This window comes from Pseudomonas gingeri (assembly GCF_013386165.1).
Taxonomy (GTDB): domain Bacteria; phylum Pseudomonadota; class Gammaproteobacteria; order Pseudomonadales; family Pseudomonadaceae; genus Aquipseudomonas; species Aquipseudomonas gingeri_C.
On record NZ_JACAOS010000001.1, the window covers coordinates 289,284 to 315,993 of the forward strand.

Below are 26,710 nucleotides of genomic sequence, written 5' to 3' on the forward strand. Positions count from 1 at the left end.
AAGGTTGTCCTCAATCCCGCAGGGGCGTCTGGCGTTCGACGGGGTCGATCAGCACGGCTTTCTGCTGGCGCACCAGCAGGTCGAGAATTTCATCCTGGCGATCGCCCAGAATCCCGGTGAAGCTGATGCCGCTGTTTTTCGCCGGGGCGAGCATCGACACGCGGTACAGCTCGATGCTCAACGGCGAGTCGATGGACAGCGGGCCGCTGCCGTTGCCGGCGAGTTCACCGCCGACCACGATCAGCGAGACCTCGGCATCAAAGGGGTCGAGCCTTATGTCGCGGTCGGTGTCGCTCAGGTCCTTGATGTGGCCGTAGACCCCGGTCAGGCCGTTGGCCATGGAGATGTTCTCGTACAGGCGGATATTCACGCTGTTGCGGATCCGGATGCCGTGGCGCCGGTTAGCCATGACCTTGTTGGCGTAGATCAGGTTGTCGGCGCTCTCGTAGAGGGTGATGCCGTCGGTGTGGTTCTGGTAGATCTCGTTGTAGGCGATCAGGTTGTTGACGCTGTTACGGTCGATCACCAGGCCCGAGAGGTGGTTGTCGTAGCTGCGGTTGTTGAAGATGAAGCTGTCGTTCACTTCCCGGGAAATGATGATGCCGTGCTTCTTCTTCGTCCCGTATACGCTGTTGTCGGCGATGATCAGCCGGTGCGAGCGGTCGTGGGGGTCGATGCCGTAGACGATGTTGTCGCGGTAGGTATTGCCCTTGAGGACGAAGTCGCGGGTCTCGTAGCAGTAGAAGCCGTACCACATGTCCGAGAACTCGGAACCGAGGATCCAGCCGGTCGGTTCGGGCCGCTTGAGCACCTGGGCCATGTTCGGCGTGTACTGGGAAATACTCACGCCATAGGACTTGCTGTTGGCATAACCGAAGCTGGCCATTTTGCTATTGACGATATAGGTCTCGGTGCCGCCCCAGGCCAGCAGGAACGGGCGGAATTCCTTGGGCGAGCGGAAGGTGGCGGGGCCGTTGTCGGCTTCGCGCCAGCCGGTCACCCGGGTGTCACGGATAAACAGCTGTCCGTCGTTGACCAGGAACGCACCGCCTTCCTGGGACAGGCGCAGTTCCTGGGTTTGCTGGTCGATTTCAAGGATGCCCTTGCGTCCGACCACGATCGGCAACCTGGCCAGGAACACCCCCGGCGAGGTTTCGCTGATGTACTGCTTGGGCAGCGTGCGGGTCAGTTCCTTGAGGTTGATATAGCCGTCGTCGATGAAGATCGCCTGGGGAATGCCGTGCTGGCGCACCACCCACTCGGCCATCTTGTTGTCGCCGCCGATAAAGTCCTTCAGGGCATCTTCCTGCATCATCCGCCGCACGCTGATCTTGCCCGGCTTGCTGCGCACGATCTTCGCCGCGACGGCCTCGGCGGTGTAGCCGCTCAGGTCCGGCAGTGTTGGTTTGTCCAGGTGCAGCGGCTCGGTCGGCGCGCTGCTGACGGTGTAGGTCTTGGCCTGTTGCAGTTCCTTGGCCAGGGTCGGTGCGTGCGCGGTTTTCGCGAGCGGCGCTTCAACGTTGGCAAAGGCCGCGCTGCTGGCCAGCAGCAGGGCGCCGGCCAATACGCTGAACGAGCCTTGCAGGGCGCTGTGGTTCATCTCGGTCACTCCCTTGGCGGTCGGCATCAGAAGCGCCAGATCACGTCGACAAACGCGCGGTGCATATAGGAATCGACGCTCTTGCCGTAGGCATCGCCGGGCTTGAACACGCCGCCGCGAAAGCGCACCAGCGCCGAAGGTTCGTCGATGGATTGGCTCAGGGCGGCGGGCAGCAGGCCCTGTTTGAAGTACTTGGTCAGCACCAGATCGACTTCCTGGCCCATGTCGGTCTTGCCATCTTGCAACGGCAGCGAGGTGCTGGAGAGCAGGGCGTCGGTGGCGTCGTCATAGGTGTTCTGCACGGCGTTGATGCCGTTGCTGCCGACGTCCTTGTGCCCGTCGACACGCCAGAACTTGTGGTAGATCAGGCTGGCGTCGTAGTCCTCGCGCAACTGCCAGGAGCCGAACAGGGTGGCGGTCTGCAGGTTGTTCAATTCACCGCGAAAGGCTTCGCCGAAACGGTGGGTCCGCGAACGGGTACCGGTGAAGTTCGAACGATTGCTTTCCAGGCCGTTCTGTTCGTAGTCGCCGCTGGCGCGGGCATAGGCGGCGCCGACCTGCCAGTTCGGGTCGAGGCGCAGGCGGATGCCCAGGTCGGTGGCCCAGCCGTTGATATGGCTGTTCTGCGTGGCTTGCGCCGGCTGGCTGCCGTCGGCGTTGAGCGGGTTGACGCTGTCGCGGTGGCCGCTCATGCCGGTCAGGCTGGCCCAGTAGTTGACGGTGTTGGTGTTTCTGAAGTTGTAGGCGTCGCTGTTGGCTTCGAGGCCGAGCCAGGTCAGGTCGCCGTTTTCCCGTTTGTCGAGCGGGTCGGCGGCGACACCGGGTGTCGGGTAGTCGAGCCTGCCGTCGTCGTGGGTGTGGTGGGCGCGCACGCCGACCCATTGCCCGGGCGTCCACTGGTAGGACGCGTCGGCGTAGACATGCAGGCGGTCCTTGTCCTTGGGCGCCAGTTCCGTGAGGTCGGTGCGGTACTCGCTGAAACGCTCGGCGGTGCCCAGGTTGGCCCGCAGCAGGGTGGTGTCGAAGGTCCAGTTCAGGGCTTCGATATTGGTGTCGCGCCATTGCCCGTCGTCATTGCGCAGGCGCTGGCGGCCGACCTTGAGGAGCTCGCCGGGGTAGGGCGTCAGGCCCTTGTAGCCGACCCAGAATTCGCGCAGGGCCAGGTAGCTCTTGTCCGGTTTGCGCGCGTCGTTGCTCGAGGTGTCCTGGCTGCTATCGGACTGTTGCAGGGTGTCGGTCTCGATGATGTCGGTGGCGGTCACCGCCTGGCCCATGGCGTAGGCGCTCCAGTTGCCGCGCTCGCCGTAGGCCCAGGGCCGCAGGTCCAGGCCGATGCCGTTGGCCTTGCCGCCGTTGAGGGTGCCGAGGTCGCGGTCGTCTTCGGATTGGCCAGTGATTTTCACTTCGAGGCCGAAGTTCTGGGTCTCGGTGATCGCCGCCAGGCTCGGGCAGGACCAGAGCAGGGCGCAGCTCAGGCCAATCCCGGCCTTCACGAAAGGATTGAGTGTCATAAGGTTTTTTCCTCGCGATCGCCTTCCTGCAAGACTTGTTGCAGGTCCAGCGGATTGCGGCTCAGGGTCCCGCGCAGGCGCTGCTCCTGTTGCAGCAGGCGCTGGGCGTCGGGGCGTTGGGCCGGCGGCAGTTGGGCGTCGAGTTGTTGGGCCAGCTCATTGGCCAGGGGCGTGTCCTGGACCTTGGCCAACTGACTGAAAACATAGGCGTTGAGCGGGTTGGGTCGGGTGCCACGGCCCTGGGAAAACAGTTGGGCGATGGCGAAGTCGGCGCTGTTCTGGCCATTGCGGGCGGCCTTGAGCAGGTGGTCGAGGGCCTTTTGCGAGTCGACCTGGCCGAGGTAGCCACGGCGATAGATTTGCCCCAGGTAGTAATCGGCGGCGACTTCCTGGCCGACGGCTTTCTGGAAATGTGCTTCGGCCTGTTTGGCGTCCGCCGGCACCCATTTGCCTTCGTAGTAGAGTTTGCCCAGCAGCAGCTCGGCGCGGGGCTGGTCGGCGGCGCGACCGTTGTCCAGGTATTCCATCATCTGCTTGACGTCGCCGAGGGCGGGGAAGTCGTAGAGCAGTTGCGCCAGGCTGACCCAGGATGCCGGGTAGCCGGGGGCGATCTGTTCGAGCAGCGCTTGCGCGGTCTTTTCATCCGGCTGGCCGAGGCTCGCGTCGCTGAGCACGCGGGCGACGCTGTCGACCCGTTGGGCCCCGACGGCGCCACGGCTGTAGGCGGCTTGCAGTTGCTTGAGCAGGGCGGCCTGTTGCTCTGGTTGGGCGCGCTTCTGGTAGACGGTGGCCAGTTCGACGTAGCAGATGTCGCTGCTGTTGAGTGCGGCCTTGCAGATTGTTTCCACCTCGTCGAGGTGCTGGTCGTAGGTGTTCTGGGTGCGGTAGAGCAGCACTTGGGCCAGGCCCGCTTCCGGGTAGCCGGCGCTGCGCCATTGGCTGATCTGCTGCTGGGCATTGACGTCGGGGAAGCTTTGCGGGAATTGCAGGTAGAGCATCGCCAGGGCGATCAGGGTGTTGCCTTCACCGTTGGCGAAGGCTTTTTTCAACAGGCCTTCGGCTTCGCGGTGCTCGGCCTCGCTGGCGCCGGGTTTGGCCACCAGCAAGCGGCCGAGGCGGGCCTGGGCACGGGGCGATGTGTCGGCGGCGGCGCGGTAGGTGGCTTCCGCCAGTTTGATTTGCGCCGGGTCGCGGCTTTCCACCTGGATATCGGCGAGACCGACTTGCGCCTCGGTATAGCCCAGGTCTGCCAGTTGGCGGTAGTTTTGCTCGGCCACGGTAGTGTCACCGCGCTTGAGGGCTTCGTTGGCCAGGCGTTGGTCGGGCAGGCCGGAGCAGCCGGCCAGGCTGATCGCCATGGCGAGGGTGCACAGCGTGATAGAGCGGTGGCCGGGCGATTTTTCGCGAGCAAGCTCGCTCCTACAGGGGACCGCGTCGTCGTTGCTGGCGCGTACGACAATCTCACCGTGTACGGCGCACTCGCGTTGCATTGCACGCTCACCGACGCACTCTCGGAATATGGCACGTTCGCTGTAGGAGCAAGCTTGCTCGCGATCGAGTGCAGGGCACTCGTAAGGAGGACGATTGTTCACTGGTATGTCCCCCGCTTACCGACCGGCAGCCATGGCTTTGTCGATCAGCCAATTCATGCTCGGCCCGCGGTCGCTGCTGACCTCCACCGGACGCCCGGCGAGGGTACTGTCGAGGGTTTCGTCCGGCTTGATCAGCACACGGATATCGGAAGACAAATCGGTGCTCTTCAGGCTGGTGCTGCTGACGATCTTGCCCTGGCGCGCATGCTCCTCGCCGGCGATCTGGAAGTTCACCCGGGTGCCCGGCCGCACATCGCCGAATTGGCGATAGGAGAAGCGCGCCTCGACATTCGCCTGGCTGTTACGCGGCACCAACTGGAAGATCACATCGCCCTTGCTGGCGTACTGCCCGTTGGCAACCAACTGCTGCGCCACCACGCAATCGCAAGGCGAGGTCAGGGTCCCGGTCATCTGCTTGCCGAACAGCTCCTCGACCTTGGCCGGCTCCAACTGGTTTTCGTCCAGATGGCCCTTGAGCACATCGAGCATGCTGGTGCTGAAGGTCGCCAGTGGGGCGCCCTTGGCGGCGACGCCGTCCTCCTTGATCAGGCTTTGCACGGTGCCGTCCCGGGGCATGGTGATGTTCATGCCCGGCACGCTGACCAGGCCGGCCTGGGCATGGCTGACGAAGTAAAGGCCGTACACCGATTTCAGGACAAAACCGAACGCCGCGAGGCCGACCACGAAGATGCCGAGGCTGAAGGTCACGGCCCGCAGGCGACCGAACGGACTCATGCCGTTGCCGTCGGCCTTCTTCTTGCGCGCCTTGGTGAAGTTGTCGCGCTGCAGGGTGGCAAGCACATCGCCCATGCCGACGATGTCACCGGACAGGTGCGAGGTGATCAGGTGGCGCAGGGTGGCGATGTCCTGCTGCTCCAGGTTCTGGAACTGGCAACCGACCCGGCCGCTCTGGCGATCATAGGCACGCACCTGCAACTCGACATCCATGGCCAGGCCGAGGTTGTCGATGACGAATTGCAGGCGGCCCTTGTACACCTCGCCGAGGTTCAGCGCCTGTTGCGGCGGGACGTTGAAGCTCAGGCCGCCGGCGGACAGGTCATCGACCCGCACCTCCAGGGGCTTGCTCTCGCTGCCGAAGAAACGCAGCTTGGCCGGGATTTTCACCCGCGCATGCTGACGCTGGGCTTCGGATTCGTGGACGACGTTGGCATTGACTTGAGAGTTCATGGGTAAGGCTCCATTCGCGGGTTCGGGTGGGCGAGTCAGACCATCGTCATCAGCACGGCGACAAAGATGCTGCCGGCGGAGAAGGTCATGGTCCGAGACGACCAGGTGTTGAACCAGCCTTGGAAGCTGGCGAGGTCGCGGCTCAGTTTGGTGTCCTGGCGGGTCCAGGATTGACGGTCGAGGCGGAAGAACACGTAGATCTTCATCAGCGCGCCGACGATCTGGTTGTAATAGAGAATCGCCGGGTAGGCCGGGCCGATGCTGTGCCCGGAACAGGCCAGCAGCAGTGTCAGGATCAGCCGGGTAATGCCGATCCACAGCAGGTAGGCGAGGATGAAGGCGATGCCGTATTTGAAGCTGGCGATCAGCGCCACGGTCAGCCCCAGCAGCGAGGTCCACATCGACACGCGCTGGTCGAACAGGACGATGCTGGTGAACAGGCCGAGGCGCCGGATCCCCAGGCCCAGGGCCCGGGAGTTCTGCCGCAGGTTGTTGCCGTACCAGCGGTACATCAGCTTGCGGCTGGATTTGATAAAGCTCTTTTCCGGCGGATGTTCCACGGTGTGGATCGCCGCATCGGGCACGTAGAAGGTGTCGTAGCCCAGGCGCATCAGGCTGAACCAGCTGGATTTATCGTCGCCGGTGAGGAACTTGAAGCGGCCCAGGCGCCAGTGTTGCAGCGAGTCGCTTTCGACGTCGGCGATAAAGTCCGGGTCGGTGACCACGCTGGCACGGAACACCGACATGCGCCCGGTCATGGTCAGCACGCGCTTGGACAGGGCCATGGAGCACATGTTGATATGGCGCTGGGCGAAGCGCAGCTTGTGCCATTCGCTCATGACATAGCCGCCGCGCACTTCACAGAATTCGTTGGTGGTCAGGCCGCCGACATTGCCAAACAGCTGGAACCAGGGCACGGTCTTGCGCACCACGCCTTCGCTGAGCACGGTGTCGCCATCGATCACGGCGACCACGGCGCGGTCGTCCGGCAGGTGGCGGGAGATGGCGCGGAAACCGTAGGCCAGGCCGTCGCGCTTGCCGGTACCGGCGATGCGCACGAAGTCGAGCTTGACCCGCTCCGGCGGGTTGAGCTTTTCCCAGAGGCTCTTGACCAGCAGTTCATCGGACATTTCCACCAGGGAACAGACCACGGTGGTGGGGAAGCCGCAGTCGATGGCTTCGCGGATCACCGAGCTGTAGACCTGGGCGGTGGTCAGCGCGTCGATGCGAAAACTGGTGACCATCAGGAACACCTGGGACGGGTCTGCGGCCTTGCCCAGCTTGCGCACCTTGCGGCGCAGGTGCGGGTAGACGATGTAGAGAAAAATCATCCCGCGCACGAAATGGGTGGCGCCCATGGAATAGCGCCAGATGCCCACGGCGCCGACCAGGAAGATGAAGTCCTTGGAGTCGGCGTCGAAGGTCGAGGTGGGCAGCAACAAGGCCAGGCCCATCAACACACTCAAGTAGAACAGCCAACCGGCGGCCTGAAGGAGGCCGTGTTTTAGCCTGTGCATAATCTGCATCCGTCTCTGTCTCGGGCGCGGTTGTCGGCGGGCCCGATGGTGTTAAGGCAGGCGTTGGGTGGCGTCCTTGCGGACGCCATCGCCAGCAAGCCGGCTCCTACAGTGGCTGCGTCAGGAGGAGGTGGTATGAACGACCTCCGACCTGTGGGAGCCGGCTTGCTGGCGATCAACCGCGCAGCGGTTGCTGTGGGGTTACCAACAAATCCCCTCGGTCCGGCCATTGGTGCTGGTGGCCTTGGACATGAAGCCGACCAGGTCGATGACCTGTTTGCCGTGGGGGGCGTTCTCGGCCAGGGCGCGGAAGCGCTCGTCCCGGTTGCCGAGGATGATCACGTCGCTGTTGTCGACGACCTCGTCGAAATCGGCGTTGAGCAGGGACGACACGTGGGGAATCTTCGACTCGATATAGTCCTTGTTCGCCCCGTGGACACGGGCGTACTCGACGTTCTTGTCGTAGATGCTCAGGTCGAAGCCCTTGCCGATCAGCATTTCCGCCAGTTCCACCAGCGGGCTTTCGCGCAGGTCGTCGGTCCCGGCCTTGAAGCTCAGGCCGAGCAGGGCGATGCGGCGTTTGTCATGGCTGGCGACGAGGTCGAAGGCGTTTTGCACCTGGCTTTCGTTGCTGCGCATCAGCGAGTTGAGCAGCGGTGAAGACACGTCCAGGGAGCCGGCGCGGTAGGTCAGAGCGCGCACGTCCTTGGGCAGGCAGGACCCGCCGAAGGCGAAGCCGGGGCGCATGTAGTACTGGGACAGGTTGAGGGTCTTGTCCTGGCAGACCACCTCCATCACTTCGCGGCCATCGACGCCGACGGCCTTGGCGATGTTGCCGATCTCGTTGGCGAAGGTCACTTTGGTCGCATGCCAGACGTTGCAGCTGTACTTGATCATCTCGGCGACTTCGATGTCCTTGCGGATGATCGGTGCGTCGAGTTCTTCGTAGAGCGCTTGCAGGATGTCGCCGGAGGCGCTGTCGAATTCGCCGATCACGGTCATCGGTGGGAAGTCGTAGTCCTTGATCGCGGTGCTCTCGCGCAGGAACTCGGGATTGACCGCGACCCCGAAGTCGACCCCGGCTTTTTTCCCCGAGCAGTCTTCGAGGATCGGGATCACCACGTTTTTCACGGTGCCCGGCAGTACCGTACTGCGCACGACGATGGTGTGGCGGGAGGTCTTGTCGCGCAGGACAAAACCGATTTCGCGGCACACCGATTCGATGTAGTTCAGCTCCAGGTCGCCGTTCTTCTTGCTCGGCGTACCGACGCAGAGCATCGACAGGTCGGTGGCGCGAATCGCTTCGGCGAAGTCGGTGGTGCCGCGCAGTCGGCCGGTGGCAATTCCCTGGGCCAACAGGGCTTCCAGGCCGGGTTCGACAATCGGCGATTTGCCGTTGTTGATCAGGTCGATCTTGTCCTGGGAAATATCGACGCCAACCACATCATGGCCCCGTGCAGACAGGCAACCGGCACAGACTGCACCGACGTAACCCAAACCGAATATGCTAATGCGCATTGCATTTACCTCTATTTTAATCACGCCATTAAATGGCCGAAGTTAATGTGGCAAGTAACCGTGGTGCGCTCGAAAGTTAGACTCAAAGCAGTCGAACCCCGGAGAGCAGGCATATAAGTGCCGAGTGGCTAAATAACTGCACTCAAGTTGTGCGCAACGTGGCCTTGTTATAGGGGGCGTGCCCTTGAATGTGGCCGGCCTTCTTTACGAAGACCCTTGCGAGCGCGTCTACAGCCCTGTCATGCCCAGGTTAGGGCCTTGTGGATCAACGGGTTGCAGAGCGCTCGCAAGTGCTTTGTCTGGGGGCCTGCCTTGGCTTTGTAGGGGATATTAATGGTGCGTATCTCCTGTCCTTGTTCATTGAGTTGAGACCGTGGGCTGCGGCTGTAAGTCGCTGATGGCAACTTAAACATGTCATCCCGCTTCCGTGTAAGTTATCTCTTACATTCCATGTGAGAATCGTTACCGGTGGTATGAGCAATACCTTAGAACATTAGTTCCTGTCCGTTCATCCTGTTTTCCCGGGTTTTTGGAAATTGAGAGAAAGATGGCACTGCTTTCATATTGATAGCACTTTCTGTTTCGCCCTTTAGTTATAGGGATTAAAAGTGCCGAGATGGTTGTTTGCCACTATGGGAAAAAATTTCGGGTGCCACTACTCAAAAAAATCTGAAATGTCGAGTGAAAGAATTTTCATGGTTGTTACAGGCGATTTATTGACGTCAAATAATTGGTTTTTTGGGTGTCGCGGGAAGGAGTATTGAGGTGGCTCGTCGGCGTTACACATTGCGTGTAGTGCACCGAGTGGGGGCAGGGTAACAGAGGTCTGCAACTTGGTGGCGAATGGGCTTGCCCTCATGCCAGTCAGTTAAGGCTGTTCATGCCGAGCGCGGTCTTGTGGCGAGCGGGCTTGCCCGCGCTGGGGTGCGAAGCTCCCCTAAAACCAGAGAATTCGTTCTGCCTGACACAGCGAGGTGTCCGGTTTTACGACTGCTGCGCAGCCGAGCGCGGGCAAGCCCGCTCGCCACAAGTCGGTGTTCGGGCCTTAGTCCGGCGCGTGATCGCGCAAGAACACCAGGTTGTCCGTCTTGGAGAGTTCAGCGCTGAACCGGTAGCCTTGTTCGTCGAACGTCTTCAATTGTTCCAGGTTCTGGATGCGTTCCCGAATCACGAACCGCGCCATCATCCCGCGAGCTTTTTTCGCGTAGAAACTGATGATCTTGTACTGGCCGTTCTTCTGGTCGCGGAATTCGGTATTGATGATCCGTGCGTTCAATGCCGAACGTTTGACCGCCGAGAAGTACTCGTTCGACGCCAGGTTCAGCAGCACGTCGTCGCCTTGTGCGGCCAGGGCTTCATTCAACCACTCGCTGATGCGCGTGCCCCAGAAAGCGTACAGGTCCTTGCCCCGGGCATTGGCTAACTTGGTGCCCATTTCCAGGCGATAGGGCTGCATCAGGTCCAGCGGGCGCAGCAGGCCATAGAGGCCGGAAAGCATGCGCAGGTGGGTCTGGGCGTAGTCGAAGTCGCTGTCGCCGAAGTCTTCGGCGTTGAGGCCGGTATAGACGTCGCCCTTGAACGCCAGCAGCGCCTGTTTGGCGTTGTCCGGGGTGAACGCCGGGTTCCAGCTGCCGAAACGCGCGGCGTTGAGGCCGCCGATCTTGTCGGAGACGTGCATCAGCTCACTGATCTGCGCCGGGCTGAGGGTGCGCAACTGCTCGATCAACTCCTGGGAGTGGTCCAGGTATTGCGGTTGGGTGAAACGCTGGGTCACCGCCGGTGTTTCGAAATCGAGGGTCTTGGCGGGGGAAATCACCATCAGCATGAAGTCGTCTCCTTTAATCGTCGGGGGATTCTAGGGGGTTGGGCGGTTTGACTCCACCTATGATGGCGATAGGGGCGGCACAGGATCGGCTATAGTGCGCGGCGGGTTCTGAAATGGAGGCACCCTTTTGCGCATCGTTCTTTTCTTCTCGGCCCTGCTGGCCTGTTTCGCGGCCGCTGCCGCGCCGAACGACCCCGCGACCCTGGATCGCAGCACCTGGCCCGAACAGCTGAGCAGCCCGGCACTGTTCGATGTCGCCTCGCGCGCGCAGATCCTGATGTTCGCCCATCTGCTGCTGGTCAGTGAACTGCTCGACGAGCCGGCCCTGAAAAAGCGCCTGGGGCTCAAGCAGATCAACATGACCTCGATCGACGCGGTGCGCCAGCGCATGTGGCAACGCCTGCTGGTCAGCTACAACGCCGCCCAGCAAAGCTGCGACGAGGATGCGTCCTTCTGCTTCTATGTGGTGGACATGGACAGCCTGCAAAAGGCCGCCGGCAAGTTCCGGGTCGCCGAGGACTCCTTTTATGTGCGCTGGGCTGAACCGGCCCGGACCTTCAACGAACGTTACCTGGACGAGCAACTGCGTCTGGCCGCGCTATTGCCGCAGACCAGCAGCGAAATCCAGCTGATGGGCGATCACGAGCGCAATGGCGAAGGTTTCAACGACCGGCTGTTCCTGCTGACCTTCGACGGCGGGCCGACGATGGCCCAGGGCAATACCGACGAACTGACCAACTACCTGCGTAAACAGAAGATGAGCGGCCTGTTCTTTGTCCTCGGCAATGCCATGCAGTTGCGCCTCGACAAGACCTCGATGCCGGCGGTGCGCGAGCTGTACCGCCAGCAATGCGTGGGCGTGGAAGGTTGGCAATATCGCTCCCACAGTCAGTGGCAGGACTGGGAGGACTCGATCCTGCGCAGTGTCGCGCTGGTGCAGAACGCCCTGCCGGAGAACTATGCCGCGCTGTTCCGTCCGCCTTACGGGCAGCGACGGGCCGACGGCGCGGCCTTTTTCAAGGCCCAGCACTTGCAGGTCGCCTTGTGGGACATCGATTCGGCGGATACCACCGGCAAACTCAGTGCCGAGCAGTCCGCCCAGCGGGTGATGACCTTGATGCTGCTCTGGCGGCGTGGCGTCATCGTGTTTCATGACACCCAGGACAAGGCGCGCATGGCATTACCCTGGCTGCTCAAGCAGACCGCCGAAAGCGGGATCGGCTGGAAGGAGTGCAAGGACGCGTTTCGTTAGAAGGGGGAAACCCCAAGTGCCCGTATTTGCTGGGTCGGGGAAAAATCAGTGGATGATTTCAGTACAGGCGGACTTCCGACTTTAACGGTGTGCGGGCCACTCGCCAAGGGCTATTCGTCAGCCTGAAAAATAAACTTCAAAAAAACGTCAAAGTGCTTTTTCCTGTCATGTCTTTTGCGGTATTACGGAGTCAGACCGCCGAAACCTGCAACACAGGTGGCGTCTTACAAGACCCTACTTGTGCACAGAGCGCCTGCCCCTTCTCAGGCGAATTCGGCGGTCACTTCGAGGCGCATCACCGTCAAGGTATTGCGTCGAATGGCTCCCACAAAGGTGACCGAGTATGGATGATCACGGACGCACTCCTTCTTCCAACCAGCCAATCCTTTACGTGCTCGATACCAACGTACTGATCCACGATCCAAACGCGTTACTCAATTTCGAAGAACACCACGTCGCCATCCCGATGACCGTGCTCGAGGAACTCGACAAGCTCAAGAGTGGTCATCACAGTGTCGCCTCCGAATGCCGGCAGGCGATCCGCCTGATCGACAAGACCCTGGGCGACGCCAGCCCCGAGGATGTCGAGCTGGGCGTGCCGATCCAGCGTGGCAAGAGCGGCCCCAAGGGCTTGCTGTCGATCCTGATGAGCAAGCGCAGCGAACCGAACCTGGTGCTGCCCGAACACCTGAACGACAACATCATCATCAATCAGTTGATCGATCTGCACGCGCGGGACAAGGACCTGCGCGTGGTCCTGGTGACCAAGGACATCAACATGCGCCTCAAGGCGCGCGCCTGCGGGATCGCGGCCGAGGACTACAGCACCGACCAACTGGTCGACGACGTGTCCCTGCTGCCCAACGGTTATCACGACGTACCCGGCTCGTTCTGGGACCGCGTCAGCAAGGTCGAGACCCGCCAGGACCATGGCCGCACCTGGCATCAGGTGCAACTGACCGACAATCTGCCGGCGGTGCACGTCAACGAATTCATCATCGATGAGCAGGGCTTCGTCGGCTGGGTCAAGGAGATCCGCGCCGATGTGCTGGTGATTCTCGATCTGCATCAGGAACCCCTGTTGCACCAGGAAGCCTGGGGCCTGAAACCGCGTGACATCTACCAGAGCCTGGCGCTGTTCGCCTTGCTCGATCCGGATATCCACCTGGTCAACCTGACCGGCGCCGCCGGTTCCGGGAAAACCATCCTGGCCCTGGCCGCTGCCATCGAGCAGACCATGGTCAGCAAGCGCTACCGGCGCATTATCGCGACCCGTAGCGTCCAGGGCCTGGATCAGGAAATCGGCTTCCTGCCCGGCACCGAGGCGGAGAAGATGGAGCCTTGGCTGGGGGCGATCACCGACAACCTCGAAGCCTTGCACATGGATGACGAAAGCACCCATGGCAGCGTCGACTACATCCTCAGCAAGGTGCCGTTGCAGTTCAAATCCCTGAACTACATCCGCGGTCGCAGCTTCCAGCAAAGCCTGATCCTGATCGACGAGTGTCAAAACCTTACGCCGCACCAGATGAAAACCATCATCACCCGTGCCGGCGCCGGTTCCAAAGTGGTGTGCCTGGGCAACCTGGCACAGATCGACACCCCTTACCTGTCCGCGACCAGCTCCGGGCTGACCTACCTGACCGAACGCTTCAAGGACTTCCCGAACGGCGTGCACATCACCCTGCAGGGCGTGCCACGTTCGATCCTGGCCGAATACGCCGAATCCCACCTGTAACTTATCCACAACCCGGGGCGGTCAAGCGGCCGCCCTTTTTATTGCCTATACAAATTCCCCGAGGCCACCACGTTCCCTGTAGGAGCTGGCTTGCCAGCGATGAGGCCGTCACGGGCGATGCAAGCTTCAAGGGCCCCATCGCCAGCAAGCCGGCTCCCACAATCAATACTTCACCAGACACAGATTCCGCGGTGGATGCGCAAACCTGACCCGCAGGTTTACAATCGACGCTCCTGATCAGGAGTATCGCTGTGCTGACTCATCTCGATTCCCAAGGTCGCGCCAATATGGTCGACGTCACCGACAAGGCCGTGACCTTCCGCGAGGCGGTGGCCCAGGCCCGCGTGCGCATGCTGCCCGAAACCCTGCGGATGATCGTCAGTGGCGGCCATCCCAAGGGCGATGTGTTCGCCGTGGCGCGGATCGCCGGTATCCAGGCGGCGAAGAAAACCTCCGACCTGATTCCCCTGTGCCATCCCCTGATGCTCACCAGCGTCAAGGTCGAGCTGAGCGCCGACGGCGAGGATGCCGTGCGCATCGTCGCGCGCTGCAAGCTGTCCGGGCAGACCGGGGTGGAGATGGAAGCGTTGACCGCGGCCAGTGTCGCGGCGCTGACGATCTATGACATGTGCAAGGCGGTGGACCGCGGCATGATCATCGAAAACGTCTGCCTGCTGGAAAAGCTCGGCGGCAAGAGCGGCCACTACCTGGCGGATGCGCCATGAAGATCGTGGTGAAGTTCTTTGCCCGCTACCGCGAGGCCATTGGGCTGGAGGAACTGACGGTGGAGGGGGATTTCGCCCGTATCGATGATGTCCGTCGATGCCTGCTCCTGCGCGAAGGCATGGAAGTCCTCGGCGAACAGAACCTGATGTGCGCGCGCAACGAGGATCTCTGTTCACTCGCCGAGCCACTGGCCGACGGCGATGAAGTGGCGTTTTTCCCCACGGTGACCGGAGGCTGAGATGGCGATTCGGGTGCAGGCGCAGGCGTTCGATCCAGGGGCGGAGGTCAATGCCTTGCACGCCGCCAACCTGGGGATCGGCGCGGTGGTGAGTTTTGTCGGCTACGTGCGTGATTTCAACGATGGACGGGAAGTGGCCGGGATGTTCCTCGAGCATTATCCGGGGATGACCGAAAAGGCCCTCGGCAAGATCGTCGCGCAAGCCCGGGAGCGCTGGCCGTTGCTCGGCCTGGAAGTGTTGCACCGGATCGGCGCCCTGGAACCGGGTGAGCCCATCGTGTTTGTCGGGGTGACCAGTGCCCATCGCCAGGCGGCGTTCGATGCCTGCAATTTTGTCATGGACTACCTGAAAACCCAGGCACCGTTCTGGAAAAAGGAAAACACCGCCGACGGCCCGCGCTGGGTCGAGGGTCGCGCCAGCGATCACGCAGCGGCAGAACGCTGGAAGTAGCGACTCCCCCTCAAACATTCATCTGCCCATGGCTTTCTGGCAGAGTGCACGCGTTTGTTCGTTGACGAATTGTACTTATAAGTCCACGATGGACTTATAAGTACAAAATAGCCTTTTCGTCTTCCTTCTACTGTCTTGCCACAACACCTCAAATAAAAGAGCGGGAGTTCCAGCATGAAGAAGTTCACCCTGATCAGCGGCCTGGCCTTGGGCCTACTGGCCAGCAGCAGTGCGTTTGCCGCCGAGCCAACCTTGCGTATCGGCATCGAGGCGGCCTACCCGCCCTTCGCCTCGAAAACTGCCGAAGGCACCATCGTCGGTTTTGACTACGACATCGGTAACGCCTTGTGTGCGCAGATGAAGGTCAAGTGCGAATGGATCGAGGGCGAGTTCGACGGTCTGATCCCGGCCTTGAAGGTCAAGAAAATCGACGCGGCGCTGTCGTCCATGACCATCACCGACGAGCGCAAGAAGTCGGTGGATTTCACCCACAAGTACTACTTCACTTCCTCGCGTCTGGTGATGAAGAAAGGCGCCGTGGTGGATGACCAGTACGCCAGTCTCAAGGGCAAGACCGTCGGTGTGCAGCGTTCCACCACCACTGACCGTTACGCCACGGAAGTCTTCGAGCCGTTGGGCATCAAGGTGATGCGCTACAGCAACAACGAAGAGATCTATATGGACCTGGCGTCCGGGCGCCTGGACGCGATCTTTGCCGACACCATCCCCCTGGACGATTTCCTCTCGATGCCCCGTGGCGCCGGTTACGCCTTTGTCGGGCCGGAGCTGAAAGATCCGAAGTACGTGGGCGAGGGTGCCGGGATTGCGGTGCGCAAGGGTAACGGCGAGCTGGTGAGCAAGTTGAACAAGGCCATCGACGGGCTGCGCGCGAGCGGCGAGTACCAGAAGATCGAGGGCAAGTACTTCAAGTCGGATATCTACGGCGACTGATGTCTGGAGTACTGACGTTACTCCGATAGTCTCAAGTCTGGTCGAGACTTGTGGCGAGCGGGCTTGCCCGCGCTCGGCTGCGAAGCAGTCGCAAAACCGCTAACCTCGGTGTGCCTGATACACCGAGGCCTCTGGTTTTAGGGCCGCTTCGCAGCCCAGCGCGGGCAAGCCCGCTCGCCACAGAACCGCGTTCGGCTTCAAACCTGATTGAGCCGTTCAGACCTCCGCCTTCAACTCCTTCAGGTGTTTGTACACCGTCGCCCGTCCCATATTCAGCACGTTGGCCACATAGTTGGCCGCGCTCTTGCCCTTGAACGCCCCTTCGGCATACAACGCCAGCACCAGTTCGCGTTTATGGTCGCGGGTCAGCAGGTTCAGGCCCAGCTGCCGCTGGCGCAGCCAACTGTGCAGGAAGGTGTTGATACGCTCCTGCCAGTCATCGCGAAACAACGCATCGGGTTGCGGGATCAATTTGTTCGGTGAGAGGAACAGGTCCAGCGCCGCTCTGGCGCTTTCGAACAGGGAAATATTCAGGTTGATGCACAGCACTGCCAGCGGTACGCCTTGGGCGTCGTGGAGTACGGTACTGACACTGCGAATCTTCTGGCCGTCCCAGTTGAGTTTTTCGTAAGGGCCGATATTGCGCTCGTTGATCCCTTCTTCGAGCATGTCCTCCAGTGCCGCGTCATCGCCGATCTCGCGCTTGGAGATGTTGTTGGCGATGTAGTCGATCCGCTGCGTGTGCAAGTCGTGCAGCACTACTTCGGCATGGGGGAAGAACAGGGTGGCGATGGCATCGGCAATCGCCCGGAAGTTATCCAGGGCGGGGGCCTGTTTGGCGGTCATGGTGATTCTCCAGGCAACTTCAGCGTCCTGGGGGGAGCCAAAGGACAACAGCTGGTGCGTTGAGCAGGCCACCTTGTAAGAAGGCGGCCTGATCGTCGCGCGGCAAATGGGTCACGCCCAGGTACGGGCGTGCTAAAGAGTGTGCCGCAATCAGCGCCAATCGTCACCCGAGACGGGCAGGGGAGAGCATGGCGGCCTCGAGTCCGAAGTGCGCCAGGTGCTCGGGCAAGGCCTGGCCGCGCACCAGTGCCGCGCTGGCCTGACCCATCGCCGGTGAGGTCTGGATGCCGTAGCCGCCTTGGGCCGCGACCCAGAACAGGCCGGGTACCTGGGTATCGAAACCCGAGACCAGGTTACCGTCGCTGACGAAACTGCGCAGGCCGGCCCAGGTGCGGGTCGGGCGGCGAATGCTCAGGGTGGTGGCTTCTTCGATCTGGTAGATGCCCATGGCGATGTCCAGTTCCTCGGACTGGACGTCGTGGGGCTCGACCGGGTCGGCGTTGGCCGGGGAGCCGAGGAACATGCCGGCATCGGGCTTCATGTAGAAAGATTCGTCGAGGCTCACCAGCATCGGCCAGTCATGGATCTCCAGGCCTTCGGGCGGCGCGAAGATAAAGGCGGCGCGGCGCTTGGGTTGCAGGCCGAGGGGGCGGGCGCCGGCCAGTTCGCCGATCTTGTCGGCCCAGGCGCCGGCGGCGTTGATCACCACCTTGGCGCTGAAGGTTTGCCCGGCGGTGCGGACTTGCCACAGGCCGTCGGCGTCGCGCTCAAGGCCGAGGACTTCGCAGTCGGTGTGGATTTCTCCCTGCTGGCGGCGGATACCGCGCAGGTAGCCCTGGTGCAGGGCGTCGGTGTCGATGTCGCTGGCGCTGGGGTCGTAGATCGCGCCGTGGACTTTTTCCCGACGCAGGATCGGCAGGCGGGCGCAGGCCTGGTTGGCGCTGAGCAGTTGGGTCTCGGGCACGCTGGCTTTGGCGCTGAGGTATTGCTGTTGCAGTTCGTCCGGGTCGCCGCTGAAGTCCACGGTCATTTCGCCCCGTGGCGTGAGCAGCGGGTGCTCGGCGAAACCGGGCGGCGGGGCGTCGAAGAAGGCCCGGCTGGCGAGGGTCAGGGCGCGGACCTGGGCGGTGCCGTAGGCGGCGGTGTAGAGGGCGGCGGAACGTCCGGTGGAGTGATAGCCGGGGTGCGATTCACGTTCGAGCACAATCACCCGGCCGTGCTGGGCCAGCCAGAAACCGGTGGAGGCGCCGGCAATGCCGCCGCCGATGATGATGAAGTCTGCCTGGTTCATTCAAGGCCTCCTGCAAGATGATAAAGCGCATTGGCCAGGGCGATGTCTTCCAGGCCCAAACCGATGGAACGGAAGAATACATGGCGTTCGTAGGTCGGCCGTGGCGTCTGTTCGCTCAGCAGCTCGGCCAGGTCGCCGTGGATCTGCCCGGCATCCCAGCCGTGCTGGCCGGCGGCGATCAGCATTTCCCCGGCCGCACCCGGCGTGGTCTGGCGATAGTCGCAGTAGACCTGCATGTCGCTCAAGGCCTGCGGCGGCACTTCATGGGCGCGCGGCGCGTTGGTGCTGATGGAGCTGATCAGCGCTGGCTTGCTCAACCGACTCGGGTCGATGACCGGGGTCGCCGATGAGGTGCAGAGCAGGATGACGTCGGCGTCCTCCAGGGCCTCTTCGAGGTGTTCGACGATCCGCAGGCGCGGCTCGATATCGGTCAGGCGCAGGCGTTTCTCGGCATTCACATTGGGCGAGTAAAGGCGGATGTCCTGCCAATCACGCAGGCCCTTGGCGTAGTGCAGGTGCGCCTGGGCCACCGGGCCGCTGCCAACGATCACCAGGCGTTTGGCGTCCAGCGGCGCCAGGGCATCCACGGCCACGGCGGTGGTTGCCGCGGTGCGTGCGGTGGTCAGTTCGCCGGCGTCGCAGAGCAGCAGCGGCTGGCCGCTGCGCATGGACATCAGCAGGGTCCAGGCGGTCACCAGCGGGCCTTGTTCACGGACGATATAGGGCGAGGTCTTGACGCCGTAGACCTGGTCGTCGGCCAGCACCCCCAGGTAGTTGATAAAGTCGCCGGCACCCTGGGGGAACTCCACCCACTGCTGGGCCGGTTGCACAGCCTGTCCGGCCGCCAGGTCGCGAAACAGCTTGCGCAGGATCTGCGGCACGTCGATCTGCTGCAGCAATCGATGCGCCTGCTGAGCGTCGATCACGTAGGGGGTGTGGCCGGACATGGAGTGCTCCCGAATAATTGTATTTAAACTTATTTGTCCATTATGGACTTTTAGTTTATTTCAGCAATCGTCGGGCGAAAAAAAACGCCACCCGGGTCACGGGCGACGTTTTCTTGTACGGCGTGTTTCGTCAGGCCGGGCGCTGGCGCACCACCGGTCGCAACAACTCGGTCGGTGGCATTTCACAGCTGATCTTGTGCCCCAGCAGGGTCTCGATCGCCGGCAACTGGTAGGAGTCATCTTCACCGGCGAAGCTGATGGACACGCCGTCGGCGCCTGCCCGTCCGGTCCGGCCGATGCGGTGGACGTAATCGTCCGGCACTTCCGGCAGGGTGAAGTTGATCACGTGGCTGATGCCGTCGATATGAATCCCGCGTCCGGCCACGTCGGTGGCCACCAGCACGCGAATCTTGCCTTCGCGGAAACCTTCCAGGGTCTTGATGCGCTTGTGCTGCGGCACGTCGCCAGACAATTGCGCGGCATTGACGCCGTCGCGCACCAGGCGTTCTTCGATGCGCCGGACTTCGTCCTTGCGGTTGGCGAAGACCATCACCCGCTCCCAGCCGTTATCGGTGACCAGGTTGTAGAGCAGCTTGTACTTGTCGGCACCGGCCACGGCGTAGACGTGCTGTTCGACGTTGGCGTTGGCCACGTTCTGGGATTCGATCTCGACGATGGACGGGTCGGTGGTCCATTGCTTGGCCAGGTTCATCACGTCTTCGGTGAAGGTGGCCGAGAACAGCAGGGTCTGGCGTTCGTTCTTGGGCGGGGTCTGGCGAATGATCTGACGGACCTGCGGGATAAAGCCCATGTCGAGCATACGGTCGGCTTCGTCCAGCACCATCACCTCGACCATGTCCAGGTGCACTTCACCGCGCTGGTTGAAGTCCAGCAGGCGGCCCGGTGTAGCCACCAGGATGTCGCAGTGACGGGCTTCGAGCAGCTTGAGTTGCTTGTCGAAGTCCATGCCACCGACGAACTGCATGACGTTGAGACCGGTGTACTTGGTCAGGTCGGCGGCGTCCTTGGCGATCTGCACCACCAGCTCGCGGGTCGGCGCAATGATCAGCGCCCGTGGCTCGCCCATGTAGCGCTCTTTCGGCGGCGGTGTCTGCAGCAGCTGGGTGATGATCGAGATCAGGAACGCGGCGGTCTTGCCGGTGCCGGTCTGGGCGCGACCGATGGCGTCCTTGCCCGCCAGGGTAAAGCCCAGGACCTGCGCCTGGATCGGCGTGCAATAAGGGAAACCGAGGTCCTGGATGGCGTGCATCAGCTCGGGGGACAGCTTGAAGTCGTGGAAGCGGGTCTTGCCTTCCTGTGGCTCGACGACGAAGTCCTCGAGTTTCCACGGTTTGACCGGTGGCTTCGGCGCGCGTTCACGGCGCGGTTGTGCCGCTTTCGGCTGTTCAGTGCGAGGCGTTTCAACCGCCGCTACTGGCTCTGCTGGGATGGCGGCCGGGGCTTTCGGTTTGGCGGCAGGCTCGGCGCGGTCCGCTGCGTGGCCGTGATGGCGGCTCTCGGAGCTGGGGACAGGGGCGCTGGAGCCTGGTGCGAGCTGCTCAGCCTCGCTTTTACCGAATATTTTTTTGAGTGCTTTGAGCACGGTCATCTCGTTAATTTGGTTAAGGAATGTACGCCGGCCAGTGTAATGCAAGAATCGGGCGCGGCGTAGTGCGTTACCGATATCAGCGCAAACGAGCGGCCAGCCAGATACCGATGTCCTGGATTTCCTCGGGTAACACTTCGTGGCCCATTGGGTATTCCTGCCATGTCACGGTGACATCAAGGCGTTTCAGGTGCTCGTAGGCGGTTCGGCCCATGGCGTTCTGCACCACCTCATCATAGTGACCATGCAGGCAGAGCGCCGGAATGCGCTGTTGGCTGGCCGAAAGTTGCAGCGTATCGCTGAAGGTCGGGGCGTAGGTCGAGAGCGCCAGCACGCCACCGAGGGCACCTTGCCACTTCAGATAGGCGGTGTGCAGCACCACGGCGCCGCCTTGGGAAAAGCCTGCCAGGAAGATCCGCGAAGGGTCGATACCCGCGGCCCGCTGGGCTTCCAGCAGTTCGATGACGGTCGCGGCGGACTCTTCAAGCTCTTCGAAGCTGATCGAACGCGCCGGGCTCATGGCCTTGATGTCGTACCAGCTGGGCATGGCGTAGCCGCCATTGATGGTCACGGCGCGGGTCGGCGCCTGGGGCAGGACGAAGCGCGTGCTCGTCAGGCTCTCCTGCAGCGCCTCGGCCACCGGCAGGAAGTCATAACGGTCGGCGCCCAGGCCGTGAAGCCAGATAACACAGGCGTCTGCGGTCTTGGCGGGGTGAATGATCAGCGGTTCGGTCATGTGTGCTCCATTAGTGTGCGTGCGCTCCAGATGTGTGCGCGGTGATGGTGCGTAAAGAGTGGATTCGTTAATAATATGTCGCGTATTTGACTGTTTTTCTATTGACCTGTGGCTGAAACGCTTTAGCCGCCACTATGGTACGGGCTTTGCTATGGGAGAACCGAGTGAATGCATTCACCCCTGGCGGTAACACTATCAGTCTACCGCTGGCCGTGGGATAGCAAATGAATCCGCCCAGGCGGGTTCTGATTCACGTTCGCCGAGGGCCGGCAGGGCTTTAGCGAATCTGGAAAGGGCTGAGGCCCGTTCGGCCAATTTGGTGGGCGGTGAGTTTTACAGACGGGAGACTTTCTCCTACTAAACTCATAGCTCAAGTCTTTAGCCGCTTGACCCAAAAAAAAGCCAGCACGGGTTAACAACGCCTCATAAGGGTGCGGCTAGACTCTAGCTCCGACACAACAAGAGCAACTGGAGGTTTGAATGAAGATGTTGAAATCCACCCTGGCAGTCGTGACTGCAGCCGCCGTACTGGGCGTTAGCGGTTTCGCACAAGCGGGCGCTACCCTGGATGCCGTACAGAAGAAGGGTTTTGTTCAGTGTGGCGTGAGTGACGGCTTGCCGGGCTTCTCGGTGCCTGATGCTTCCGGCAAGATCGTCGGTATCGATGCTGACGTCTGCCGTGCCGTGGCCGCTGCCGTATTCGGCGACGCGACCAAGGTCAAGTTCAGCCAGTTGAACGCCAAGGAGCGCTTCACCGCGCTGCAATCCGGCGAAATCGACATCCTGTCGCGTAACACCACCATGACCAGCTCCCGTGACGCTGGCATGGGCCTGATCTTCCCAGGCTTCATCACTTACTACGATGGCGTCGGCTTCCTGGCCAACACCAAACTGGGCGTGAAAAGTGCCAAGGAACTGGATGGCGCGACCATCTGCATCCAGGCCGGTACCACCACCGAGCTGAACGTGTCCGACTACTTCCGCGCCAATGGCCTGAAGTACACCCCGATCACCTTCGACACCTCCGACGAAAGCGCCAAGTCGCTGGAATCCGGTCGTTGCGACGTACTGACTTCGGACAAATCCCAGCTGTTCGCCCAGCGCAGCAAGCTGGCTTCGCCGAAAGACTACGTGGTTCTGCCAGAAACCATCTCCAAGGAGCCTCTGGGCCCAGTGGTGCGTAACGGCGACGAAGAGTGGACCAAGATCGTTCGTTGGGTTGGCTACGCGCTGCTCAATGCCGAAGAAGCCGGTATCACTTCGAAAAACGTCCTGGAAGAAGCCAAGTCGACCAAGAACCCGGACGTTGCTCGTCTGCTGGGCGCCGACGGCGAATACGGCAAGGACCTGAAGCTGCCGAAGGACTGGGTCGTCAAGATCGTTTCGCAAGTCGGTAACTACGGTGAGATCTTCGAGAAAAACCTCGGCAAGAGCACTCCCCTGGAAATCGACCGCGGTCTGAACGCTCTGTGGACCAAGGGCGGGATTCAATACGCACCTCCTGTGCGCTGATTGACCTATCGCCCGGCAGGCCAACTGCCGGGCGATGTTCTTGTTCCGTTTTTCCTGGGGCACTTCATGCAAAATAAAATCGGCGCACCCAAGCAGAGACTCAGTCTCAGCGACCCCAAAGTGCGTGCGTGGCTATTTCAGATCATCACGATTGTCGCGGTGGTCACGTTGGGCTGGTACCTGTTTCACAATACCCAGACCAACCTGCAACACCGAGGCATTACCTCGGGTTTCGAATTTCTTGAGCGCAGTGCCGGTTTCGGCATCGCCCAGCACCTGATCGACTACACCGAATCGGACAGCTATGCCCGGGTGTTTGTCATCGGTCTGCTCAACACCCTGCTGGTGACGGTGATCGGCGTCATCCTGGCGACCCTGCTGGGGTTCATCATCGGCGTCTCGCGACTGTCGTCGAACTGGGTGATCAACAAGCTGGCCACCGTCTACATCGAGGTGTTCCGTAACATCCCGCCGTTGCTGCAGATCCTGTTCTGGTACTTCGCGGTGTTCCTGACCATGCCGGGACCGCGCAACAGCCATAACTTCGGTGACATGTTCTTCGTCAGCAGCCGTGGCCTGAACATGCCGGCGGCGATTGCTTCCGGCGGCTTCTGGCCGTTCGTGATCAGCATCGTGCTGGCCATCGTCGCCACCGTGCTGATGAGCCGTTGGGCGACCAAGCGCTTCGAAGAAACCGGCGTGCCGTTCCACAAGTTCTGGGTTGGCCTGGCGTTGATGCTGGTGATCCCGGCATTGTGTGCGCTGATCTTCGGTGCCCCCGTGCATTGGGAAATGCCCACGCTGCAAGGGTTCAACTTTGTCGGCGGTTGGGTACTGATCCCCGAGTTGCTGGCCTTGACCCTGGCCCTGACGGTGTACACCGCGGCGTTTATCGCCGAGATCGTGCGCTCGGGCATCAAGTCGGTCAGCCATGGCCAGACCGAAGCCGCGCGCTCCCTGGGCCTGCGTAACGGTCCGACGCTGCGCAAGGTGATCATCCCGCAAGCCCTGCGCGTGATCATTCCGCCGCTGACCAGCCAATACCTGAACCTGGCGAAAAACTCGTCCCTGGCCGCCGGTATCGGTTACCCGGAAATGGTTTCGTTGTTTGCCGGTACGGTGCTGAACCAGACCGGGCAGGCCATTGAAGTCATTGCCATCACCATGAGCGTGTACCTGGCGATCAGTATCAGCATTTCCCTGCTGATGAACTGGTACAACAAGCGCATTGCGCTGATCGAGCGGTGAGGAAACGCCCATGAGTTCGCATACTTTCAAACCCGACATGCCACCGCCGAGCAACAGCATCGGTGTGGTGGCGTGGATGCGCGCCAACATGTTCTCCAGCTGGCTCAACACGCTGCTGACCCTGTTCGCCTTCTACCTGATCTACCTGATCGTCCCGCCGCTGTTGCACTGGGCCATCCTGGACGCCAACTGGGTCGGTACCACCCGCGCCGACTGCACCAAGAGCGGTGCCTGCTGGGTGTTTATCGAGCAGCGCTTCGGCCAGTTCATGTATGGCTACTACCCGCCCGTGATGCGCTGGCGCGTGGACCTGACCGTGTTGCTGGCGATCATCGGTGTCGCGCCGCTGTTCATCCCGCGCGTCCCACGCAAGGCGATCTACGGGCTGAGCTTCCTGGTGCTGTACCCGATCATTGCCTTCACCCTGTTGCGCGGTGGTTACCTGGGCTTGCCGAGCGTCGCCACCACTGAATGGGGCGGCTTGATGCTGACCCTGGTCATCGCCACCGTCGGTATCGCCGGGGCCTTGCCGCTGGGGATCATGCTGGCGCTGGGACGGCGTTCGAACATGCCGGCGGTGAAGGTGGTCTGCGTGACCTTCATCGAGTTCTGGCGTGGCGTGCCGTTGATCACCGTACTGTTCATGTCCTCGGTGATGCTGCCGTTGTTCCTGCCTGAAGGCATGAACTTCGACAAACTGCTGCGAGCACTGATCGGCGTGATCCTGTTCCAGTCGGCCTATGTGGCTGAAGTGGTCCGTGGTGGTCTGCAAGCCATTCCCAAGGGCCAGTACGAAGCGGCTGCCGCGATGGGCCTGGGCTACTGGCGCGCGATGGGCCTGGTGATTCTGCCGCAAGCCTTGAAGCTGGTGATCCCGGGGATCGTGAACACCGTGATTGCGCTGTTCAAGGATACGAGCCTGGTGATCATCATCGGCCTGTTCGACTTGCTCAACAGCGTCAAGCAAGCCGCCGCCGACCCGAAATGGCTGGGTATGGCCACCGAAGGCTACGTGTTCGCCGCCCTGGTGTTCTGGATTTTCTGTTTTGGTATGTCCCGCTATTCCATGCATTTGGAACGCAAGCTGGACACAGGCCACAAGCGTTAGGAGTTTTGTCATGAGTGAAGCGATCAAACAGCCTGTGAGCCCTGAAGGCATTATTCAGATGCAGGGCGTGAACAAGTGGTACGGCCAGTTCCACGTGTTGAAAGACATCAACCTGAACGTCAAGCAGGGTGAGCGTATCGTCCTCTGCGGCCCGTCGGGTTCGGGCAAGTCGACCACCATCCGCTGCCTCAACCGTCTGGAAGAGCACCAGCAGGGTCGCATCGTGGTTGATGGCGTGGAACTGACCAACGACCTCAAGCAGATCGAAGCGATCCGTCGTGAAGTCGGCATGGTGTTCCAGCACTTCAACCTGTTCCCGCACCTGACCATTCTGCAGAACTGCACCCTGGCGCCGATGTGGGTACGCAAGATGCCCAAGCGCCAGGCGGAAGAAATCGCCATGCATTACCTGCAGCGCGTGCGTATCCCGGAGCAGGCCCACAAGTTCCCGGGCCAGTTGTCCGGTGGTCAGCAGCAGCGTGTGGCGATTGCCCGTGCCTTGTGCATGAAGCCGAAAATCATGCTGTTCGACGAACCGACTTCGGCACTCGACCCGGAAATGGTGAAAGAGGTTCTGGACACCATGATCGGCCTGGCTGAAGACGGCATGACCATGCTCTGCGTAACCCACGAAATGGGCTTTGCCCGCACCGTGGCCAACCGCGTGATCTTCATGGACAAGGGCGAAATCGTCGAACAGGCCGCGCCGAACGACTTCTTCGACAACCCGCAGAACGAGCGGACCAAGCTGTTCCTGAGCCAGATCCTGCATTGATCGGCTGACGTTGAATGAAAAACCCGGACCTGGTCCGGGTTTTTTTTTGCCTGTTCCTGCAGGGGGGGCAGGCTTAAACGATTGCCTGTTCATTGATCTTTTTGATGTCGTCGACCAGTTCGGGGTAGCGATCCAGCAGGCGCATCAGCACGAACAACGGTTTTGGCGGCTCGATCTCGGCTCTTTCGTATCGGGAGAAGGCGTTGTGCCCGCCGCCCGACAGCAGTTCCACCGCCTTGCGCTGAGTGAAGTGCAGTTTGCGGCGGATACGCTTCATTTCTTCGGCGATCCGTTGTCGGTGCGCATAAACCAGATGGTCACTGGCTTGCGAGTACCGGTGGGCACTTGGGTGATCGAACTCGATCTCCGAACAGTTTTCACACTGCCAGCCTGAGAGTCCCGGCACCAGTGCTCTCGACTCCTTGAAGTCGACTTCAAAGTCCCGGCCTTCAAAAGGCTGCATACCATTGCTTGCGCCACAACTGACGCAGTCTTGTCGTTTCATGATTCTTTCTCCTTGAAATCAAAACTACC

23 protein-coding genes are annotated in these 26,710 nt (G+C 61.3%); 10 read left to right on the top strand and 13 right to left on the bottom strand.

Translation table 11 applies throughout. The annotated features are described in order from the left end of the window. Positions 1 to 10: 10 nt before the first annotated feature. The 7 genes from algG to yaaA all read right to left on the bottom strand — a co-directional run bounded on the left by algG (position 11) and on the right by yaaA (position 10,751). A complete protein-coding gene (algG, locus tag HX866_RS01205) occupies positions 11 to 1,627 on the bottom strand; it encodes a mannuronan 5-epimerase AlgG (protein WP_256344791.1) in 1,617 nt (538 codons plus the stop codon). After that, entirely contained in the window at positions 1,627 to 3,111 is a 1,485-nt protein-coding gene (locus HX866_RS01210; protein WP_177093111.1) for an alginate export family protein, read from the bottom strand. Before HX866_RS01210 ends, algG begins: the two co-directional genes overlap by 1 nt. Further along, on the bottom strand, positions 3,108 to 4,469 hold the full coding sequence (algK, locus tag HX866_RS01215; RefSeq protein ID WP_177093367.1) for an alginate biosynthesis TPR repeat lipoprotein AlgK: 1,362 nt from the start codon (positions 4,467 to 4,469) through the stop codon (positions 3,108 to 3,110). The genes HX866_RS01210 and algK overlap by 4 nt, the downstream gene beginning before the upstream one ends. Before the next feature lie 249 nt (positions 4,470 to 4,718). Continuing rightward, a complete protein-coding gene (locus HX866_RS01220; RefSeq protein ID WP_177093110.1) occupies positions 4,719 to 5,891 on the bottom strand; it encodes an alginate biosynthesis protein Alg44 in 1,173 nt (390 codons plus the stop codon). Positions 5,892 to 5,926: 35 nt separating this feature from the next. Beyond that, positions 5,927 to 7,408 (bottom strand): mannuronan synthase, encoded by a 1,482-nt coding sequence (gene alg8, locus HX866_RS01225; protein ID WP_371319206.1) that lies wholly within the window; start codon positions 7,406 to 7,408, stop codon positions 5,927 to 5,929. 201 nt (positions 7,409 to 7,609) lie between these two features. Beyond that, positions 7,610 to 8,926, bottom strand: a complete 1,317-nt coding sequence (locus tag HX866_RS01230) for a nucleotide sugar dehydrogenase (RefSeq protein ID WP_177093109.1) — start codon at positions 8,924 to 8,926, stop codon at positions 7,610 to 7,612. 1,045 nt (positions 8,927 to 9,971) lie between these two features. Continuing rightward, on the bottom strand, positions 9,972 to 10,751 hold the full coding sequence (gene yaaA, locus HX866_RS01235) for a peroxide stress protein YaaA (RefSeq protein WP_177126767.1): 780 nt from the start codon (positions 10,749 to 10,751) through the stop codon (positions 9,972 to 9,974). 127 nt (positions 10,752 to 10,878) lie between these two features. Here yaaA and HX866_RS01240 point away from each other — a divergent pair, with 127 nt between their 5' ends. The 6 genes from HX866_RS01240 to HX866_RS01265 all read left to right on the top strand — a co-directional run bounded on the left by HX866_RS01240 (position 10,879) and on the right by HX866_RS01265 (position 16,107). After that, positions 10,879 to 12,003 (top strand): polysaccharide deacetylase family protein, encoded by a 1,125-nt coding sequence (locus HX866_RS01240; protein WP_177137788.1) that lies wholly within the window; start codon positions 10,879 to 10,881, stop codon positions 12,001 to 12,003. 343 nt (positions 12,004 to 12,346) lie between these two features. Further along, positions 12,347 to 13,741: a PhoH family protein gene (locus HX866_RS01245; protein ID WP_177093106.1), complete on the top strand. Its 1,395-nt coding sequence runs from the start codon at positions 12,347 to 12,349 to the stop codon at positions 13,739 to 13,741. 251 nt (positions 13,742 to 13,992) lie between these two features. Further along, positions 13,993 to 14,466: a cyclic pyranopterin monophosphate synthase MoaC gene (moaC, locus tag HX866_RS01250; protein ID WP_177093105.1), complete on the top strand. Its 474-nt coding sequence runs from the start codon at positions 13,993 to 13,995 to the stop codon at positions 14,464 to 14,466. Next, positions 14,463 to 14,705, top strand: coding sequence for a MoaD/ThiS family protein (locus HX866_RS01255; protein WP_177105845.1), 243 nt, complete (start codon positions 14,463 to 14,465; stop codon positions 14,703 to 14,705). The genes moaC and HX866_RS01255 overlap by 4 nt, the downstream gene beginning before the upstream one ends. Before the next feature lies 1 nt (position 14,706). Continuing rightward, a complete protein-coding gene (gene moaE, locus HX866_RS01260) occupies positions 14,707 to 15,156 on the top strand; it encodes a molybdopterin synthase catalytic subunit MoaE (protein ID WP_177093103.1) in 450 nt (149 codons plus the stop codon). Positions 15,157 to 15,330: 174 nt separating this feature from the next. Then, a complete protein-coding gene (locus HX866_RS01265; RefSeq protein WP_177093102.1) occupies positions 15,331 to 16,107 on the top strand; it encodes an ABC transporter substrate-binding protein in 777 nt (258 codons plus the stop codon). A 216-nt stretch (positions 16,108 to 16,323) separates the two neighbouring features. On the opposite strand, the gene HX866_RS01270 is transcribed toward HX866_RS01265, so the two are convergent. The 5 genes from HX866_RS01270 to HX866_RS01290 form a co-directional block, all read right to left on the bottom strand. Then, positions 16,324 to 16,953, bottom strand: coding sequence for a helix-turn-helix transcriptional regulator (locus HX866_RS01270; RefSeq protein WP_177093101.1), 630 nt, complete (start codon positions 16,951 to 16,953; stop codon positions 16,324 to 16,326). Between the two features lie 163 nt (positions 16,954 to 17,116). Continuing rightward, positions 17,117 to 18,244 (bottom strand): NAD(P)/FAD-dependent oxidoreductase, encoded by a 1,128-nt coding sequence (locus HX866_RS01275; protein ID WP_177137789.1) that lies wholly within the window; start codon positions 18,242 to 18,244, stop codon positions 17,117 to 17,119. After that, positions 18,241 to 19,191, bottom strand: coding sequence for an ornithine cyclodeaminase family protein (locus HX866_RS01280; protein WP_177137790.1), 951 nt, complete (start codon positions 19,189 to 19,191; stop codon positions 18,241 to 18,243). Before HX866_RS01280 ends, HX866_RS01275 begins: the two co-directional genes overlap by 4 nt. Positions 19,192 to 19,321: 130 nt before the next feature. Then, complete coding sequence (gene rhlB, locus HX866_RS01285; RefSeq protein WP_177093098.1) at positions 19,322 to 20,800, bottom strand: ATP-dependent RNA helicase RhlB; 1,479 nt, start codon at positions 20,798 to 20,800, stop codon at positions 19,322 to 19,324. A 76-nt stretch (positions 20,801 to 20,876) separates the two neighbouring features. Then, complete coding sequence (locus HX866_RS01290) at positions 20,877 to 21,533, bottom strand: alpha/beta hydrolase (protein WP_177105849.1); 657 nt, start codon at positions 21,531 to 21,533, stop codon at positions 20,877 to 20,879. Positions 21,534 to 22,013: 480 nt separating this feature from the next. Between HX866_RS01290 and HX866_RS01295 the strand changes: the two genes are divergently transcribed. The 4 genes from HX866_RS01295 (at position 22,014) to HX866_RS01310 (ending at position 26,176) form a co-directional block, all read left to right on the top strand. Next, positions 22,014 to 23,045: an amino acid ABC transporter substrate-binding protein gene (locus HX866_RS01295; protein ID WP_177093096.1), complete on the top strand. Its 1,032-nt coding sequence runs from the start codon at positions 22,014 to 22,016 to the stop codon at positions 23,043 to 23,045. Positions 23,046 to 23,111: 66 nt separating this feature from the next. Then, positions 23,112 to 24,293, top strand: a complete 1,182-nt coding sequence (locus tag HX866_RS01300) for an amino acid ABC transporter permease (protein WP_177093095.1) — start codon at positions 23,112 to 23,114, stop codon at positions 24,291 to 24,293. A gap of 10 nt (positions 24,294 to 24,303) precedes the next feature. After that, positions 24,304 to 25,401 carry an amino acid ABC transporter permease gene (locus HX866_RS01305; RefSeq protein WP_177093094.1) on the top strand — a complete coding sequence of 366 codons (1,098 nt, stop codon included), beginning with the start codon at positions 24,304 to 24,306 and terminating at the stop codon, positions 25,399 to 25,401. A 10-nt stretch (positions 25,402 to 25,411) separates the two neighbouring features. After that, on the top strand, positions 25,412 to 26,176 hold the full coding sequence (locus HX866_RS01310) for an amino acid ABC transporter ATP-binding protein (protein WP_177093093.1): 765 nt from the start codon (positions 25,412 to 25,414) through the stop codon (positions 26,174 to 26,176). Between the two features lie 73 nt (positions 26,177 to 26,249). Here the strand turns inward: HX866_RS01310 and HX866_RS01315 are convergent, their stop codons facing one another. Beyond that, positions 26,250 to 26,681: a type II toxin-antitoxin system MqsA family antitoxin gene (locus HX866_RS01315; RefSeq protein ID WP_177125834.1), complete on the bottom strand. Its 432-nt coding sequence runs from the start codon at positions 26,679 to 26,681 to the stop codon at positions 26,250 to 26,252. Between the last annotated feature and the right edge of the window lie 29 nt (positions 26,682 to 26,710).